Annotated in this window: 10 protein-coding genes; 1 reads left to right on the top strand and 9 read right to left on the bottom strand. The window is 46.1% G+C overall.

Annotation, left to right across the window (positions count from 1 at the left end; all coding sequences use genetic code 11):
- Nucleotides 1-16 precede the first annotated feature (16 nt).
- The 3 genes from ileS to OP864_RS05760 form a co-directional block, all read right to left on the bottom strand.
- Entirely contained in the window at nucleotides 17-3,388 is a 3,372-nt protein-coding gene (ileS, locus tag OP864_RS05750; protein WP_270100321.1) for an isoleucine--tRNA ligase, read from the bottom strand.
- Nucleotides 3,389-4,091: 703 nt separating this feature from the next.
- Nucleotides 4,092-5,711: a short-chain fatty acid transporter gene (locus OP864_RS05755; RefSeq protein WP_270100322.1), complete on the bottom strand. Its 1,620-nt coding sequence runs from the start codon at nucleotides 5,709-5,711 to the stop codon at nucleotides 4,092-4,094.
- Between the two features lie 121 nt (nucleotides 5,712-5,832).
- On the bottom strand, nucleotides 5,833-6,840 hold the full coding sequence (locus tag OP864_RS05760; protein WP_270100323.1) for a glucosaminidase domain-containing protein: 1,008 nt from the start codon (nucleotides 6,838-6,840) through the stop codon (nucleotides 5,833-5,835).
- Between the two features lie 105 nt (nucleotides 6,841-6,945).
- On the opposite strand from OP864_RS05760, the gene OP864_RS05765 reads away from it, so the two are divergent.
- Nucleotides 6,946-7,599 carry a metallophosphoesterase gene (locus OP864_RS05765; protein WP_270100324.1) on the top strand — a complete coding sequence of 218 codons (654 nt, stop codon included), beginning with the start codon at nucleotides 6,946-6,948 and terminating at the stop codon, nucleotides 7,597-7,599.
- 204 nt (nucleotides 7,600-7,803) lie between these two features.
- On the opposite strand, the gene OP864_RS05770 is transcribed toward OP864_RS05765, so the two are convergent.
- The 6 genes from OP864_RS05770 to OP864_RS05795 all read right to left on the bottom strand — a co-directional run bounded on the left by OP864_RS05770 (nucleotide 7,804) and on the right by OP864_RS05795 (nucleotide 13,986).
- Nucleotides 7,804-8,718, bottom strand: a complete 915-nt coding sequence (locus tag OP864_RS05770) for a carboxylesterase family protein (RefSeq protein WP_270100325.1) — start codon at nucleotides 8,716-8,718, stop codon at nucleotides 7,804-7,806.
- 380 nt (nucleotides 8,719-9,098) lie between these two features.
- On the bottom strand, nucleotides 9,099-9,539 hold the full coding sequence (locus OP864_RS05775) for a cytochrome C oxidase subunit IV family protein (protein ID WP_270100326.1): 441 nt from the start codon (nucleotides 9,537-9,539) through the stop codon (nucleotides 9,099-9,101).
- A 35-nt stretch (nucleotides 9,540-9,574) separates the two neighbouring features.
- Nucleotides 9,575-10,567 (bottom strand): cytochrome c oxidase subunit 3, encoded by a 993-nt coding sequence (locus tag OP864_RS05780; protein ID WP_270100327.1) that lies wholly within the window; start codon nucleotides 10,565-10,567, stop codon nucleotides 9,575-9,577.
- Between the two features lie 37 nt (nucleotides 10,568-10,604).
- Complete coding sequence (locus OP864_RS05785; protein ID WP_041329531.1) at nucleotides 10,605-11,177, bottom strand: cytochrome c oxidase subunit 3; 573 nt, start codon at nucleotides 11,175-11,177, stop codon at nucleotides 10,605-10,607.
- A 12-nt stretch (nucleotides 11,178-11,189) separates the two neighbouring features.
- The gene (gene cyoE / locus OP864_RS05790; protein WP_270100328.1) at nucleotides 11,190-12,086 is read right to left on the bottom strand and encodes a heme o synthase; all 897 of its coding nucleotides are present in this window, start codon (nucleotides 12,084-12,086) and stop codon (nucleotides 11,190-11,192) included.
- 40 nt (nucleotides 12,087-12,126) lie between these two features.
- Nucleotides 12,127-13,986 carry a cytochrome c oxidase subunit I gene (locus OP864_RS05795; RefSeq protein ID WP_270100329.1) on the bottom strand — a complete coding sequence of 620 codons (1,860 nt, stop codon included), beginning with the start codon at nucleotides 13,984-13,986 and terminating at the stop codon, nucleotides 12,127-12,129.
- Nucleotides 13,987-14,004: the final 18 nt, after the last annotated feature.

Below are 14,004 nucleotides of genomic sequence, written 5' to 3' on the forward strand. Positions count from 1 at the left end.
CATTGGGGCCTGCGGTTTAGGCTTTATCTAGCCAAATGTGCAAGGCCAGGTTTTCGTATAATTCGATTTCTGCCCCTTCATTTAGGCCCTCTACTACTTCTAGCGATTGGGCCAAAACTTCGCGGCTAATATAATCCGCAAACTGGTCGATAGCCGCTTGGATAGCTGGCTGTTTTTCCAGTTTCAGTTGAATGCGATCGGTGACCTCTAGTTGTTGGTCTTTGCGAAGATTTTGGATACGATTAACGAGTTCTCGGGCCATACCTTCGGCCTTTAGCTCCTCGCTAATATTTTCGTCTAGAGCGACTACAATTTCATTATCAGAAGTGACCAACCAACCCTCGATATCCTCTGAAGTGATTTGCACTTCTTTTAGGTGGATGGGGGTGGCTGTTCCCTCTAAATCAATCATAAACTGCCCTTCTTTTTCTAGGCTTTGGATATCGGCCTGTGTCATGGCTTCGATAGCCATTTTGGCGGCCTTCATTTGCTTGCCTAGGCGTTTGCCAAGGACCTTAAAGTTGGGTTTTACCCCTTTCTTCAAGATACCAGAGCTATCTCGAACATATTCGATAGCCTTCACATTCACCTCAGAGAGGATCAAATCCTTAACGGCCTCTACTTGGGCCTCAAAGCCTTCATCTAGGATAGGCAAGAGGATGCGTTGTAGGGGTTGGCGTACACGGATTTTGTGTAGGCGGCGAAGTGCATGCACCATAGAAGAAATGCGCTGTGCATAATCCATGCGCTGCTCTAGTTCGGGAACGATAGCCGATAAGTTAGCGGCAGGGAAATCGGCTAGATGTACAGAATCTTTGCCTGCGCCCTCTTGGCCAGCTTGTAGGTTGAGGTATAAAAAGTCGCTAAAGAATGGAGCGATAGGCGCCATCAAGCGGCTTAGGGTTTCCAAAACCGTATAAAGCGTTTGGTAAGCAGCTAGTTTGTCCTCATTTTGATCGCCTTTCCAGAAACGGCGGCGGCAAAGGCGGACATACCAGTTAGAGAGTTGAGCATCGACAAAGTTGGCGATTTTACGGCCTGCATTGGTAGGCTCATAATCGCTCATATCCTCATCTACTTCTTTGACCAAGCTATTGAGTTTAGAGATGATCCAGCGGTCAATTTCTGGACGTTTGGCTAGCTCTAGCTCTCCTTTGAAGGCAAACTCCTTGATACTTTGGCCATCAAATTCATCGATATTGGCATAGGTAGCAAAGAAGATATAGGTATTGTAGAGGGTGCCAAATAGTTTTCGGCGCACCTCATCTAGGCCTTCTACATCAAACTTGAGGTTATCCCAAGGTTGTGCATTGGTCAACATATACCAGCGTGTGGCATCTGCTCCGTATTTATCAATAGTTTCAAAAGGCTCTACGGCATTGCCGAGGCGTTTAGACATTTTCTTGCCGTTTTTGTCTAGTACCAAGCCGTTAGAAACTACATTTTTATAGGCTACTTGATCAAAAGCCATGGTGGCAATAGCATGCAAAGTATAGAACCAACCTCTGGTTTGGTCCACTCCTTCTGCGATAAAGTCGGCAGGGAAAGCGCGAGCGCCTTCTTTGCCCTGAATGGCGTTATCGATCAGTTCTTTATTCTCAAAAGGATAGTGTTGTTGGGCGTAGGGCATAGAGCCGCTATCAAACCAAACATCAATTAGGTCGGATTCGCGATACATGGGTTCGCCATTGCTTGCGCAAAGGACAATCTGATCTACGATATGTTTGTGAAGATCTACCTTAGCATAGTTCTCCTCAGAAAAATCATTGGGCACAAACCCCTCATAAGGATTGCTTTGCATAAGGCCAGCGGCTACAGATTGCTCGATAGCAGCCATCAATTCCTCTAGGCTACCGATACAGCGCTCTTCGCTGCCATCTTTGGTTCGCCAGATGGGTAGGGGAATTCCCCAAAAGCGAGAGCGAGAGAGGTTCCAATCTTGTAGATTCTCTAACCAACCGCCAAAACGGCCTTCTCCAGTAGAAGCTGGCTTCCAATTGATGGTTTTATTAAGCTCATACATCCGTTCTTTTACGGCAGACGCTTGGATAAACCAAGAATCTAGCGGATAGTAAAGGATGGGCTTATCGGTTCTCCAGCAGTGGGGATAATTATGCGAATACTTTTGCGCATTGAAGGCTAGGTTTTCCGTTTTGAGGTGGATGACGATATCCACATCTACAGAGCGGAACTCCTTGCCTAGGTTTTCATAATCCTTCACATAGCGTCCAGAAAAAGGACCTACATTTTCCTTAAATCGTCCTTGCTTATCCACCAAAGTCAATGCCCCGATCCCTGCTTTTTGAGCGGCCATGCGGTCATCTGCACCAAAAGAGGGGGCCGTATGCACGATACCCGTACCATCTTCGGTGGTAACAAATTGGCCCAAGATGATGCGGAAGGCATCGGTTTGGCCTTGCAAGGGCTCGATGGGGTTGCCATAATTGAGCAACTGCTCATAGCGGATGCCTGCTAGGTCTTTGCCTGTAAAGGGCTCAGAACTTTGGATGATTTGCGGTTGTTTTTTGCCGCCCATCCATTTTTTCACTAGCGCTTTGGCCAAAACTACACTAACCGGAAGTTCGGTATAAGGCGAAGTCGTTTTGATTTTGACATATTCGATTTTTGGACCAACAGTCAAAGCTGTATTAGAGGGCAGGGTCCAGGGCGTGGTGGTCCAAGCCAAAAAGCGAACATCTTCATCTTCATCATCAAAAAGGAAGGCCGATTGTTCTGATTTTTGGACCTTAAACATGGCCACAACCGTATTGTCCGAAACATCTTTGTAACAACCTGGCTGATTGAGCTCATGCGAGCTCAGGCCCGTACCCGCTGCAGGCGAATAAGGCTGAACCGTTAGGCCTTTGTACAAAAGTCCTTTGTTGTATAGACGAGCGAGCAGCCACCAAACGGTCTCCATATATTTGGGCTCATAGGTTACATAAGGCTTATCGAGATCTACCCAATAGCCCATTTTCACCGTCAGTTTGTCCCAAAGGTCCTTAAACTCCATGACGGTTTCCTTACAAGCCTGATTGTACTCTTCAATAGAGATTTTTTGGCCAATATCTTCTTTGGTAATGCCCAGTTTCTTCTCTACGGCCAATTCAATAGGGAGTCCATGCGTATCCCAGCCCGCTTTGCGGCGGACCATTTTGCCCTTCATGCTCTGATAGCGGCAAAAGCTATCTTTTACTGAGCGGGCCAATACGTGGTGAATACCCGGACGGCCATTGGCAGAGGGGGGGCCTTCATAGAAAACGAAGTTTTCGGCGCCTTCTCGCTCTGATACAGAGCGCTCGAAGATCTGCTTTTCGGCCCAATAGTTTAGGATATCTTGGTCAATGGCAGCCAGATTTAACTGCTCATATAGCTTGTAAGATGCCACGGTTTTGTATTTTAATTTTTTATTGCTTGCTTATTTTTTTGGGGCCTCCGCTGCGCTACGCTTGCGGCGCTACGCTTCGGGGCTCGCTATTCGCTCGGCCCTTCGCAGGCTTTGCCTGCTCGGTCTGGCCTACGGCCACCCCTACACATCGCTAGGCCAAGGCGGCTGCGCCGCCTAAGTAGCCCTTGGCAAAAGGCAGAAAAAAATGATTGGCAAGGCTTTAAATTCCTGCAAAAATAAGAAAAGCTCTGACAAATTTAATATCTGTCAGAGCTTTTCCGAGGGCATAGCAAAGTCCTCCTCAAACAGATTGCTGCTTAGGAATTTTCTTTTGCTTAATAATATTTTGCCCTGGATATTTCATCGGTAAAATTTGATTCACGAACTCCCCAACAAGGAAGGCCCCTATTTAGTTCACTGAAAATCGGTTTTTTTTATTTTTTTTTGAATTGGCCCAAACTCCCCGAAGGGATTCCCTAAGGAATCCCGTAGAGGGGAGGGTGGGCGGGGACATATTGACGAATGAGGAGCGCAGCGACGAATACCGCTTTAAAGGGAGCTGCCCAGCGCTGTGGAAGACCTTTTTTCGGCGGGTTGAAACCCACCGCAACAATAGTATCGCTTTGCGATAATTTATGAATGAGGGTTAAAACCCTCATGAATTTAGCGGCGGCCAGCAAAGCTGGCCGCGGGCCCCAAATCTTTAGCCCCAAAACAAACAAGCTCCAAAGATTAAACCGCCTAAAATGAAAAGCAAAAAAGTATAGGGCAACAAATTTTGCGCTTTTAAGCCCGTGATGCCCAAAAGTGGCAAAGCCCAAAAAGGCTGCAACATATTACTCCACTGATCGCCATAACAAAGGGCCAAAACCGCCTTATACAAAGGCACATCCAGTTGCTGAGCACTTTCTATGAGAATGGGACCTTGGACCAACCACTGCCCGCCCCCGCTAGGCACAAAAAAATTGACCAGCGCCGCCGAACAAAGCGTAAAAAAGGGAAAACTTTGGGGACTGGCGTATTGCACAAAAGTCGCCGAGAAATAATCGACCAAGCCCGAACTAAACATAATGCCCATAATGCCCGCATAAAAAGGAAACTGAATGAGGATGCCGCTGCTGCCGCCTATAGCCTGGCCCACCGCCTGCTGAAATTGGCTCAGGCGGCCGTGTAACAAAAAGGCCATACCGAAAAGGACAAAAATGAGGAAGTTAGGATTGAGAAAACGAAACTGCCAATCAAAACCTGTTTTTTGGACCCAAATGGGCAAAATAAGCGCCTGATAAAGGGCCAAGAATAACATCAATGCCCCCAAGCCCCAGGCTAAAGGTTTCCATTGGTCTAAGCGGGCCGCCCCTTCTAACTTAACCTCCGCTCCCCTATCAGCTAAGGGCTTTTGTGGCAATTGAACGGTAGGCGGGCGCATAAAGTGGCCCAATAGGCCCAAAACCGCAGGAATAATGGCCAAGCTCAAGCCTAAAACCCAAAGATTGAGTGAAGATAAAAGCGTTTGGCCAATAGGAATAACCCCCATTTGTTCGGCCATTTCATGGCCCTCTTCTGCAATTTTGAGCGGAGCCGAGCCCGAAAGACCCGCATGCCAAATCAACATACAAGAATAGGCGGCTGCACCCAATAAAGGATAATGAATTTTCTGGCCCTTTTGGGCAGCCGCCTCCCCTAGTTTTCGGACCAATACCGCAGAAAAGATAAGCGCAAAGCCCCAATTAAACAGCCCTAGAAGCATACTACTTAGGGCCACGGCAAAAACAGCCCAGCCCGAATGTCCCGCCAAGCCTGTAAAACGCTCCAACAACCTATTGGCAGGGCGGCTAAGAGCCGCCACATGGCCCAAAACCAAAATGAGCATCATTTGCATCGAAAAGGCCAAAAACTTAAAAAATCCGCCCTGCCAATAGGTCCAAAGGGCCAAAAAATAAGGCGTTTTTTGGCCCTTTTGGCGCAGCTCTAGCCCTTGCTTTTTGGGCAGCTTAATGGAAGTAGTTAACGGATTATTTGTCTTGATTTGGAGGTTGCCTCTCCAGACCAACTCCCCTACTTTATTTTTAATCGACAAGCTGTTATCGGCCCATGCTAGGCCTAGCTCTTGGCCAGCCTGCTGAAAAGAAGCTGTTGTTTGCTGCTCAAGATTGATTTGGACCAAAGATTGGCCATTTTGGTCCAAAACTTCTAAGAATGGCTTGGGAGAAGCGGTCAGAAAAAGCGCCAAAACATAAGTAAACAAGGTCAACAAAATAGCCAGCGCCAAAGGGTTGGGCAATACTTTTTGGACTAAAGCAATAAAGCGAGCAGAAAGCGACATAAGCAAATTGTCTTAGAGCAAAACTCCAATGAAAAAATAAAAAAAGGGCGCCGACCAAAATTGGTCAACACCCTTGAAAATACACGGAAGTTTTTCAAATACGGAAATGGAATACAAAATTTTAGCTATTCATCAGTGGTTTTTCTAGCTCCAAGCCTTTAATCAAATCGATCAACTTTTGGGCATTTTGGTCTTTTTGGAAATAGCCCTGTTCTTCTAATGCTTTGGCCCAAGCGCTACAACTATTTTCCTTGGGCGCTTCTAGACTTTGCAAATAAAGGCTGTGGGCCTTAAAGCCCGCCCAAAGGCTACGATAACGTGCATAGCGTTGGCCATGGAAAATGCCTTCTCCGGTGCAGCCCTCATGAGCGAGCAAACTATTATTTTCGAGAAGAAGATGAAAAGGGTTATTTCCAGCTTTGGCCACTGCTGTTTGGCCAAAATCAGATTGCATAATAGCTAGGCCCAAAAGCAAAGCGGCGGGAATTTTAGTTTTGGCGGCTTCATTTTCGGCCAAAGGGCGCAGACGATTCATAAAATCGAGCTGTTTTTGCAGCTTTTCGTCAGAGATTTCGACAGAAACGGGCTTTTTAACCGTTGGTTGAATTTCTGGAATTTGCGGAAGATTTTCCGAACTCAATTCCTTATTTTCTTCTGCAGTGGCAGGCTGCTCTTCTTTTTCTTCTTGAGCCATAGCCAAAGGAGCTGCGGCTTGCGTTGTTTTGGGCAATTCGCTACTAACAAAGCTGGCTTTTTGGGCCTTAACCAAAGGTTCTCCACTCAATTTTGCTGTATTTTCTACCGCTTGATTCTGGACCAACTGCTGCGGCAAAGCAGAAATTTGGGGCCAAAAATAAATGCCTGAAGCAATAGCCACAACAGCAGCAGTTCCCCAACGGCCTTTAGGATGAAACAAAAAATAGGGTCGGCGAATGCGAGCCGCCCAAGCGGCTGGCGCCATCCACAAACGAAAAGCGCGATAACGCTCCTTCATCCAGAAAGACCAAGACGTTTTTTTATTTTGTTGGAGCTGCAAGCTCTTATCTTTATCTACCGTCGGTTCAATATTTTCGGCTTGCATTTTCTTCTTATAAGAGAGTGGGTAGATAATGGTAAAGCGGTCTTTCATACTGGGCGATTTTATGGATGCTACAAATCAGATTGTTTCAACTCTTCAAAAGTAAAACTTTTTGTTTGTAATTTCAACTAAAACCACCCAAAAATTAAAACAAAAATGCAAAACAGGGCAAAATCAAAATTTATCATTGGAGACATTCACGGCTGTTACTACAGTTTGTTGGAACTTTTACAACAATGGGATGCAAGTCAGGAGCAGCTTTGTTTGCTCGGCGACTTGATTAGTAAGGGGAAGCACAGCTTGGAGCTGGTCCAATGGGCAAAAAAAATGGAGCAGTCGGGCGCCTTGGTGTTAAGAGGCAATCATGAGCAGCAATTGGGGCAGCAGTATTTAGCTGGCCGGGCCAGCCAGCATTGGGCCGAGGCCTTTTTTGATGCCATTGAGGCCCAATATGCGGCAGAGGGGCTCGACTTTATGGCCGATGTGGCTTGGTTGGCCCAACGGCCCACTTACTATGAAGAGGAGTTTTCTTTTCTATCTCATGCGGGCTTGGGCTATGGTCCCCACGCTTGGGACCTCATGCATCCGCAGGGCATTTTGTGGCATCGTGGTCCATTGAAACCCTTAGGGAAATTGCAGTTTTTGGGACATACGCCCCAGAAAGCCGTCCTTTATCGACCAGAAGAAGGCTATTGCAATTTAGATACGGGAGCTTCTTTGGGCAATCTCTTATCGGCAGCGCGGGTAGATGAGGAGGGAAATATACTGGAGTTCATTTCGGTAGCCAGCGATCCTAGAGATTTGGCATAGCAAAGGCCCGCTAGTAGAAACTAGCGGGCCTTTTTGGTCCTATTTTGCGGTTTTGCAGGCCCAAAGGGCCGCAGGCTGAGGGGCTGTAGCAGGGCCGCCGAAGGCGGCAGACCGAGGCGCGCTAGCGCCGAAGGGCCGAGCAGGCCTGCGAGCTGCGCAATGGCCCGACCCGGCCTTTGGCCGGGGCAGCCCCAAATAAATAGCTTATCCAAACATCTTCGACCAGAACTTCCATTTCCAGAACTGCCACCACTTTGGTTTCTTCTTTTTCGGAGCTTTGGGTTTTGGTTTTACGGTCTCTTTGGGTTGCTCCTCTTCAAAGACAATATACTCCTCTTCTTCTGGCTGCGGCTCCTTTATTTCTGGCGTTTGGGATTCTTCTTTGGGCGGGTCTTCCTGGGCCAAAATGGGTTCATCCTTGATGGGGCGCTCATATTTTAGGAACCATTCGTAGAGTTTGGGCCAAGAAAAGACGCGAACCGCCTCCGAATGCCCCCAATTTTTCTCCTCGATATAATTCACCTCGGTATTTCCAGCAGCTTTTAGGGCCTTCACCATCTTTCGAGACTCCTCTACAGGCACGGGTTTATCCTTTTTGCCATGCACCACAAAATGGGGCAAATTTTTCATGCCTTCTACATCCTTTAGGCGGCCACCGCCGGCAATAGGGGCCACAGCGGCAAAGCGATCGGGGGCGTAGCCCGCCAAATACCAAGCGCCATAACCGCCCATACTCATGCCGCAGAGATAGATCTTTTTGCGATCTACGGCATAATGGGCCTCGGCATAATCTAAAATTTGGATCAATTTATCATTTTCCCAGCCCTTCTGGCATTGGGGAGCAATCACGATAAAATCGAGTTCTAGTTTTCGTTCCAGTTCGTAAATCACCCCATATTTTTTCACCTTATTCAGGTCTGTTCCTTGGATACTTCGGCCGTGCAGATAAATCAGCAGGGGAAATTTTTGGCCCTCTTGGCCGCTATATCCCTTGGGAAAATAGGTCCAATATTCATAGGGTAAATTTTTATTTCGGACCGCATGCAGGCCCGCCTGATCTTTTTGGCCCCAGAGCGTGCAGCTGCTCAGTAGGAGAAAAAGGAAGAGATATTTATACATAATAGCAATTGATTTGGGGAGTAAATTTAGGGCATTAGAACGACTTTTTTGGGAGGATTATTTTGGGGCTGCCCCTTCCGCAGGCTTGAAACCCAGCGCAAAGCGGTATCGCTTTGCGAAGCAATACAAAGTGAGGGTTAAAACCCTCATGAGTTGTCGGGCGGGTCGGGCTGTGTCGTGGCTCGCAGGTCTGCTCGGCCCTGCAGTTTTTTCGCTTCGCTTCAAAAAACTTGGGTCTAGCCCTTTGGGCCACCACTATCCATCCCTCAGCCAGTCGCTTCGCTCCTATTGGGCGCTTTGCGCCCTCAAACAGAAAACCCTCTAGCGGAGAGCTAGAGGGTTAAAACACTTGGCTGATATAAAATAATCAGAGACCTTATTTATTCAAAGCGAACAGACTTAGGAGCATCTTGAGCATCCATAAGCATGCCTGTAGCGCCTTCAGTAGCTTCTCCTTTGGGGTCTACTTGTTCTTGATTCTTCTTTTGGATATACTCATTACTATTGAGCCATGAGTTACCTTCCCACAAGAAGGCAATAATCATCCAAATAAAGAGGAGCATAGGAAGAATAATCGTAGCGATCATTGGTTTCACCTCACTACCGAGGTGCATAAAGATCGAAGTAATATAGTAAGCCTTATAAAGGCTAAGGGCGATCATTACAGGAATCATAATCATTTTAGGAAGAGTAAGGCCTTCAATAAGGTGGCCATTACCAACAAGAGCGATACCTACTTCTGCGAATGTAACGATAAGCAAAATGATAAAACCATTGCGGCCAATCTTGATATCTTCTTCACGGGTTGTTACGTGAGCCATGATATATATGCGTTAAAAGGTTAGTCGAATAGAATTTAGAGTAGGTAGAAGGCTAGGAAAACGAAAACCCAAACCAAATCTACAAAGTGCCAGTAAAGACCAATTTTCTCTACCATTTCGTATCCGTTCTTACGGGCAACATAAGTGCCGTTAGCGGCTTGGATAGCGATAACGAGGAGGAAAGCTAGTCCAGAAAATACGTGGAAACCGTGGAAACCCGTAATAAAGAAGAAGAGTGCACCAAAAGCCTGTGGGCCAAAAGCCTCCGTTTTGATTTCTCCATCAGTAGTTTTATAGGCACCTACTGCATAGTCATGCATATCATGCTGATAAGTAATGAGGTAAGAGTCGCCGGCTTTGATTTCCATTTTTTCGGGAAGATCGCCATGGTGGTCTCTTTTTTCAAAGTACTTATTGCCTTTAGCGTCGGTAAAGTAAGTGATTTCGGTAGTTTTGCCATGGCTTTCTAGGCTAACTACTTCTTTATCCCATCCTTTTTCTTTAGCGATACCATTCAGTTCGTCTAGCGTAAGGTATTTTCCTTCATCGATATGAGTAGCGAAGGGGTTAGTGTAGAGCGTCATACCCTCTGTAGCGATCAGGTTGGTCCATTCCCAAGCTTGGCAGCCAAGGAACAATGCACCACCTAATACGGTAGCGAGCATCCATTTTACTACAGCGGATTGATTTTCTCTTTTACCTTCTTGTACGGCACGAAGTACAGTAACCGAACTAACGATCAAGACGAAAGTCATGAAAGTTACAAAGATAAGGGGGGCACCAGAGATGCCGAAGGGAGCAGTTTGGAACACAAAATCGGGTACGGGCCAACCTTTCACGCTAAAGCGCAGGGCGCCATAGGCCAAAAGGAATCCACCAAATGTAAAAGCATCTGATAGGAGGAAGTACCACATCATGAGCTTTCCGTAGCTCGCTTTGAAAGGAGACTGGCCGCCATTCCAGAGATTTTCCTTCTGGGGGGCGTTATCGTGCTGCTCCTGTGTTTCGATGACTGTTTCGTTTGCCATTGTATCGGATCAATTTGTAAAAATTACAGATAGATGTTTATTGTTGTATCAGAAAGAACACCAAGAGATAGAGCCAGAGGATATCTACAAAGTGCCAGTAAGTAAAAGTCAAGTCTATTTTGAGTGTACGTTTGGGCGTGGGTACATCAAATCGGCCGCGGATAAGGCCAACAGCGAGAACGACTAGGGCAACAACTCCACCCATCACGTGCAAGACGTGAGCGGCAGTAATCAAGTAAAGAAAGCTACTAGATTGATTAGCGACCAAGTCGATACCTACTGCTTGTAGCGATTCCCAGCCGGCGTACTGTAGGCCAATGAAAGCGAAACCCAGCAGAAAGCCTAAAAAGTAGAGTCCTTTAAAGGTTTTTGCATCTGCTTTGAGATATGCTTTTTTGGACAAGTAGAAAGCGAGGCTACTTCCAAGGATAGCAATTGTGCTATAAAAGAACTCATTGGGAAGCGGAAAGTTATACCAGTTGGCAGAAGCTTTTCGCACGATGTAGGCACTAGTAAATGCCGAAAAGAACATAATCATCCCAACGATGCCCATCCAGAGGGCAAATTTTTTGGGGTGAATACGTTTTACTGTTTTATTTAAAGTGCTCATGGCGCTTTGATTTTAGATCTTATCAATCATCAGGGCCAAAAAGACCACCAATTGATAAACTAGAGAAGCTAGCATTAGCTGTCTTGCTGCTTTTGCTGTGGTTTGCTTAAACAAACGGATAGCAAAATAGAGGAAGAACACCCCCATGAAAAACATAATGCCAGCGGCAATATAGCCAGAAATGCCCAGACTAACGGGTGCCCAACTCATTGCAATAAGGCAAAGCACATAAAATGCTGCTTGAAGTGCTGTCTCTTTTGTCCGGCCATCTTTTTGGCTAGAGGGCAAGAGATAGAAACCGCCTTCTGCATAATCCTTATAAGCCACCCAAGCAATAGCCCAAAAGTGAGGAAATTGCCAGAGAAACTGTAGGCTAAACAGAAAGAAAGCCGCCAATCCCAGCTCGCCAGTTGCAGCCACCCAACCAATAGCCATAGGAAGTGCTCCGGGCACGGCTCCTACCCAAACGGCTACGGGAGAGATTCGTTTTAATGGCGTGTAGATAAAGGCATAACTCACCAAAGAAACAGAGCCTAAGAAAGCTGTCATAGGATTAAAGAAGGCCAAAGCCAACAAACCCACAGCAGCCGTAATCCCAGCAAAAAGAACAGCCTCCCAGCTTTCCATTCGACCAGCAGGAAGAGGACGGTTTTGCGTCCGCTTCATCTTTCGGTCTGTATCTTTTTCCAACACCTGATTTAAGGTATTGGCCGATGCAGTTACGAGAAAGCCTCCTAGGCCTAGGAGCAGAAAGTGATAAACATTAAAACTCTCTGTTCCTAGGTAGTAGGCTGTACATGCTGAAAATACTACCGAAAGTGCCAATCTAGCCTTAGCTAGAGCCATATAGTTTTTCCACTTCTGGCCCAAAAGACTGCTACTAACGGTAGTACTATTATTCGTATTCAAAATATCAATCTTGATTTAGAATAGATCATTATCAGGAAGACTAATGTCCTCCATCTACTTCACCCTCTGCTAGAGGCTCATTCTGCATTACGAATTCACGATCTTCGTAACGGCTGATGTCATAAGGCCAGCGGTGAACTTCAGGGATAGGTCCATCCCAGTTTCCATGACCGGGGTTGATAGGAACAGTCCACTCTAGTGTAGTTCCACCCCAAGGGTTTTGTTCGGTTTGCTTTCTTCCTTTGTAGATAGAGTAAAAGAAGTTAATGATAAACAGAATCTGTAGGAAGAAGGCAACGATTGCGGCAATAGTAATCACCTGGTTCATCGTATCAAACTGGTTAAAGGCTTGGAAAGTGTCGAAAGAGTAGTAACGACGAGGAATACCAGCCATCCCTTGATAGTGCATAGGACCAAATACGGCATAAGCAGTAATCAAAGTACCCCAGTAGTGAATTTGTCCCAAGGTTTCGTTCATATAACGACCAAACATCGTAGGGAACCAGTGGTAGATTCCAGAGAACATACCAAAGAAAGCAGCTACACCCATTACTGTGTGGAAGTGAGCAACTACGAAGTAAGTATCGTGCTGTTGCATATCAATTGTGGCGTTACCCAAGAAGATACCCGTCAAACCACCAGAGATAAAGAGCGATACAAAACCAATAGAGAACAAAGAAGCTGAGTTATAGCGCATGTTACCACCCCATACCGTTGCAATCCAGTTAAATACTTTTACCGCTGAAGGTACAGCAATGATCAAAGTAAAGAGTACAAAGATATTAGAGATGAAGGGGTTCAGACCACTAACATACATATGGTGAGCCCATACTAGGAATGAAAGTACACCAATACCTAGGATAGAGAAAACCATAGCCTTGTAACCAAAGATCGGCTTACGAGCATGTACAGAAAGTACCTCTGAAACCAATCCCATCGCAGGCAAGATAATGATATATACCTCAGGGTGACCCAAGAACCAGAACAAATGCTGATACAAAATGGCGTTACCCCCTACTCTATCTGTCAATGCTTCACCAGCTACATAGATTTCATCTAGGAAGAAGCTAGTACCGAGCATACGGTCCATCATCAACATAAAGAAACCAGAAGTAACTACAGGGAAAGAAAGTAGACCCAAAACAGCAGTGAGCAAGAAAGCCCAAATTGTCAAAGGCATACGGAACATAGTCATTCCCTTAGTACGCATGTTCAAGATCGTAGAGATATAGTTGATACCTCCCAAAAGCGTAGAGACTACAAAGAAAACAAGCGCCAACAACCAAAGCGTCATACCCGCTTTAGATCCGTCAGAAGCCTGTGGTAGTGCACTAAGCGGAGGGTAGGCTACCCATCCCCCAGAGAAGGGACCTGTATTCAAGAACAAAGAGATAAACATAATTACACCAGCCAAAAAGAAGAACCAGTAAGAAAGCATGTTCATCAGTGGCGAAGCCATATCTCGGGCTCCAATCTGCAATGGAATAAGTAAGTTCGAGAACGTACCCGATAATCCAGCAGTAAGTACAAAAAATACAATGATGGTACCGTGCATGGTCACCAAAGCATAGTAAAAGTCAGGGCTCAAGGTTCCTTTTCCAGAAGCGGGATCTACATCGATCCAGCCCCCGAGCAAGGGTTGTAGCCAAGACAAGTCTGCATCAGGAAAACCCAATTGCAAACGGAAAATAACAGACATCGCAGCCCCAATGACGGCCCAAAACATCCCCGTGATCAAAAACTGTTTTGCAATGGTCTTGTGGTCCATGCTAAACAAATAACGATCAATAAAAGACGATTGGTACTTATCACCGTGATGGTGATCATCATGGCCGTGTCCGTGCCCGTCTCCACCCTGTGGAGCGTGCAGTTCCTTTTCTGTGATATTGATATCAGCCATAAGAAGGTAATTTATAAA

Origin of the sequence: Saprospira grandis, assembly GCF_027594745.1 — a bacterium.
GTDB lineage: Bacteria > Bacteroidota > Bacteroidia > Chitinophagales > Saprospiraceae > Saprospira > Saprospira grandis.

Coding starts and splice junctions, on each gene's coding strand:
- OP864_RS05765 (WP_270100324.1), top strand. CDS start 6,946: ATGCAAAACAGGGCAAAATCAAAATTTATCATTGGAGACATTCACGGC.
- OP864_RS05785 (WP_041329531.1), bottom strand. CDS start 11,177: ATGAGCACTTTAAATAAAACAGTAAAACGTATTCACCCCAAAAAATTT.
- OP864_RS05755 (WP_270100322.1), bottom strand. CDS start 5,711: ATGTCGCTTTCTGCTCGCTTTATTGCTTTAGTCCAAAAAGTATTGCCC.
- OP864_RS05780 (WP_270100327.1), bottom strand. CDS start 10,567: ATGGCAAACGAAACAGTCATCGAAACACAGGAGCAGCACGATAACGCC.
- OP864_RS05775 (WP_270100326.1), bottom strand. CDS start 9,539: ATGGCTCACGTAACAACCCGTGAAGAAGATATCAAGATTGGCCGCAAT.
- OP864_RS05770 (WP_270100325.1), bottom strand. CDS start 8,718: ATGTATAAATATCTCTTCCTTTTTCTCCTACTGAGCAGCTGCACGCTC.
- OP864_RS05795 (WP_270100329.1), bottom strand. CDS start 13,986: ATGGCTGATATCAATATCACAGAAAAGGAACTGCACGCTCCACAGGGT.
- OP864_RS05760 (WP_270100323.1), bottom strand. CDS start 6,840: ATGAAAGACCGCTTTACCATTATCTACCCACTCTCTTATAAGAAGAAA.